Source organism: Neobacillus drentensis (genome assembly GCF_036965645.1).
Taxonomy (GTDB): domain Bacteria; phylum Bacillota; class Bacilli; order Bacillales; family Cytobacillaceae; genus Neobacillus; species Neobacillus drentensis_D.
The window spans coordinates 1-3,189 of record NZ_JBALPZ010000169.1; the positions used below are offsets into that span (position 1 = coordinate 1).

2 protein-coding genes and 2 pseudogenes are annotated in these 3,189 nt (G+C 36.4%); 1 reads left to right on the forward strand and 3 read right to left on the reverse strand.

Annotated features, from left to right (window positions below; all coding sequences use genetic code 11):
- Positions 1 to 182: hypothetical protein (locus tag V7266_RS25875; RefSeq protein ID WP_335472122.1), on the forward strand; the 182-nt coding region annotated here is incomplete at its 5' end.
- A 706-nt stretch (positions 183 to 888) separates the two neighbouring features.
- On the opposite strand, the pseudogene V7266_RS30815 reads toward V7266_RS25875, so the two are convergent.
- The 3 genes and pseudogenes from V7266_RS30815 to V7266_RS25895 form a co-directional block, all read right to left on the reverse strand.
- Positions 889 to 2,259: pseudogene (locus V7266_RS30815) on the reverse strand (MFS transporter).
- Positions 2,260 to 2,386: 127 nt separating this feature from the next.
- Positions 2,387 to 2,833 carry a PaaI family thioesterase gene (locus V7266_RS25890; RefSeq protein WP_335472124.1) on the reverse strand — a complete coding sequence of 149 codons (447 nt, stop codon included), beginning with the start codon at positions 2,831 to 2,833 and terminating at the stop codon, positions 2,387 to 2,389.
- A 107-nt stretch (positions 2,834 to 2,940) separates the two neighbouring features.
- A pseudogene (locus tag V7266_RS25895) lies at positions 2,941 to 3,045 on the reverse strand (TetR/AcrR family transcriptional regulator); the annotation flags it as partial.
- Positions 3,046 to 3,189: the final 144 nt, after the last annotated feature.

Consider the following 3,189-nt stretch of genomic DNA (forward strand, 5'->3'; position numbering starts at 1 on the left):
AAGGGATTGAGCTCCATAATGTTAGTAAATCGAGAGGGCTGATGCTTTACCTGCAGCAGAAAGCTACATTTTATCCTTCGTTAGGGGCAAGATGGATAAAACCTCTCTGGAGTCAGAGACCTTGGCACGTTACACATAGATATGATACGGCAACTCGGGAGACCCTATTGGTCTTTTCTTAATGGAAGAGTATGGTGTACAAGCGAAAACAAGCAAGTAAGCCAAATGCCGAATAGGGAGTCGGATAGCAGCGTAGTACCAATGAAGTTGGGTAATGCCGATGGAGGAAAGGCTAGCTACCAGTTATCAACCTTAATAGGGACACATTTACTACACTCTGAGGTAGGAATAATGATGGAAACAAAACTATTAAGGATAGCAGAAATGTGAATGGTAACTAGGAGGAGCCGTGTGCATTAATAGTGCAAGCACGGTTCTGTGAGGGGGTGGAGTACAATCTACCGAAAGGTAGAAAGTCTCCATTCTACTCGACTAGTTCAATATGAAATGAGTCACAACAGAAAAAATTATTAACCTTCTTTGGAAATAAAACAGCACTCCTTGAAAGAGTACTTGATGAACCCCAAATCAGGGATAAAAGCTAATTAAAGTGGTGTAAGGTCTGAAAGATTAACTAACTTAATATGAACATCATTTTTTTATTTCGGAGTAACCGCTATCGTATATCCAATGAATTACATAAATTTTTTCACTCGAATATTACTTTACTCCCTTTTTATAAATGCCCCCTTTTGTCTGAATTTGAACCCTTTTTTAGCAAGTAGCTTGATTTATTAACAAAAACATTAAAGTTTCATGATTGAAATCTTTTTAAGAAAGAGTGAACCCTATTATAGCAGTCCTATTTTCACTTAAGCGATGAAGAATTTAACTTGGCTCCTTTAACCTGGCTCTACGAAGATAAAAGCCGTATATGAAACTAGCCATAATGTTAACAATCGAGAAGCAAATAAAGATATTTCGATAAACCATTTCCAAAGATAATCCTTCTTGAATGGTTATGAGTAATCCGGAAATAGTCACTCCAAGACCCGCACCGAAAAATTGCGTTAATTGGACGATCCCTATCCCCGAACCGATTTGATTGATAGGCAAGATCCTTGTTATCTCGTTCGAAATACTCGAAGAAATTGCCGTAAATCCAACGCTAGCAAACATATAAATGAAAAGGATAAAATAGGGATTTGCAGAAGAGAACCATGCAAATAAGATTGAGGCACATAATAACATTAACTGCCCAAAAATAATTAACGGTGCATTCCCAAACCGGTCAATGAATCTTCCTATAAATATGCCAGCAACCACGGCGATAATGGCACCTGGAAAAATCATCAATCCTAGCACTGCTGGTTCTTTTCCGAATACAGTTGTGAGAATAATGGGCATTAAAAACAGATTTGAAAAATTAATGAAAAAAGCGGAACAATTAATAAGAAGGAGCTTTGTATATTGCTTATTTCTAAGTAGGATTGGCGGGATAAACGGTTCTTCCGTCTTATTAAGATATTTCCACCATACCGCAAAAAGAACGACTGTTCCTAATAGTATCCCATATCAAAATGTAGTTAGAAAAAGTAACAAACCTGTTACAACAAGCCCCGTAAGAATAGCACCTAATAAATTGAAATGTCCTTTTTTAATCACCTCATTAGGCAATAACTTTAGGAAGAAAGGAATTGATAGGACAGAAAAAATAGTGACAACGAAAAGATAATTCCATCCTAAGTATTGAGTAATCACTCCCTCTTGTACAGGACCTAACCCAAATGCCAAAGAGGCAGCTGAAGCAATAATCGCCATCGCTTTTCCGCGCCTTGATAGAGGGATATACCGCCCAGCCATGATCATACTTAATCCCATGACGGCTCCTGCTCCAGCTGCTTGAAGAATTCTTACTCCTAATAAGATAAAAAAATTTGTTGAAAAGAAACCGATGACTGATGATATTCCTAATAGGCAAATTCCATGGAGTAGAAGTCTTGAGAGGGGAACAAAATCAGATAGGCGTCCAAATGTTAACGTTGAAATGGCAAACATGATGGAATAACCTGATACCAGCCATGAGCCCATAGTTGAGTTTATGGATAAGTCTTTAAGTATAAAGGGTAATGCAACATTAAACATGGTTGTATTCATTACAACCAGCAAAATGGTAACACTCCATATTAAAATGAGTTTATTCTCTTGGAAGTGCATCGTGCTTTCCATTTTGGAAGGAGCCGTTAGAATAGAAGGCATTTTTCCCCACCTTACCTTTTTAATATTGATAAAATGAACTTTCCATCGTGCTACAAGCTAAACGCTAGCTAAAACCTATATGGACCTCACTTTGAATGGACTTTCTTTTTACAAGAGATTGATTATATTATTCTATTTTCAATCTTTTTCCGGTAGGGTTACCCTTCAAAATCATACATGTACTTGTAGAATGTGCCACGAGACTTTGTTTTTCATCATATACATGACACTCCAGCAATCCGACTGATGAACCTTTTTTTATTAATTTTCCCTCAGCTCGAAGTCTAGATTTATAAATAGGTTTTAGAAAATTTAATTTAATTTCCATTGTCGTAAAAAGTTCTTCCTCAGCTAATGTAGTTACAAATGCTAAGCCCATCGCAGCATCGGCTATGTCACATAAAATTCCCCCGTGCAGCGTACCCATTGGATTATGTAGCCTTTCAGTTGCATCGATTTCAACTACAACTCTGCCTACTTCCACATCCGTTACGTTAAAACCTAATACCTCCGAAACAGGTGCTCCAGGTAATTCACCGGCTACTATTTTCTTTAAAACCTCTAAATGATTCATTCTTTTCATCCTCCATATTAAATAAAAAAGATTAGATAAAATCATTTTTTTAGAACGTTCATTCTAAAATTGTTAATCTAATACCGCTAAAGTGGATCCAAAGATTAGTCTACTAAATCTTGTATAGACGTTTTTTCATATCCATTTCGCCAAAAAAGCACCATTGCTTTTGGTAAAACTTCGGCTTCATCAAATTCTTTGTGTCTAGCCATTTTTTCACCCCCTTTTAAAAAATTTTATCATTTTTAGAATGATTGGTAAAGAATATTCTAACTATTCAACTGATACGGTGATAATGAGCAGTGGTAACATCGATATTTTATTGTTCATTTCAAAGAGATTGTGAAGAAATGTAC

Bases quoted from the DNA above. Each gene is read 5' to 3' on its own strand.
- V7266_RS25890 (WP_335472124.1), bottom strand. From the start codon at position 2,833: ATGAATCATTTAGAGGTTTTAAAGAAAATAGTAGCCGGTGAATTACCT.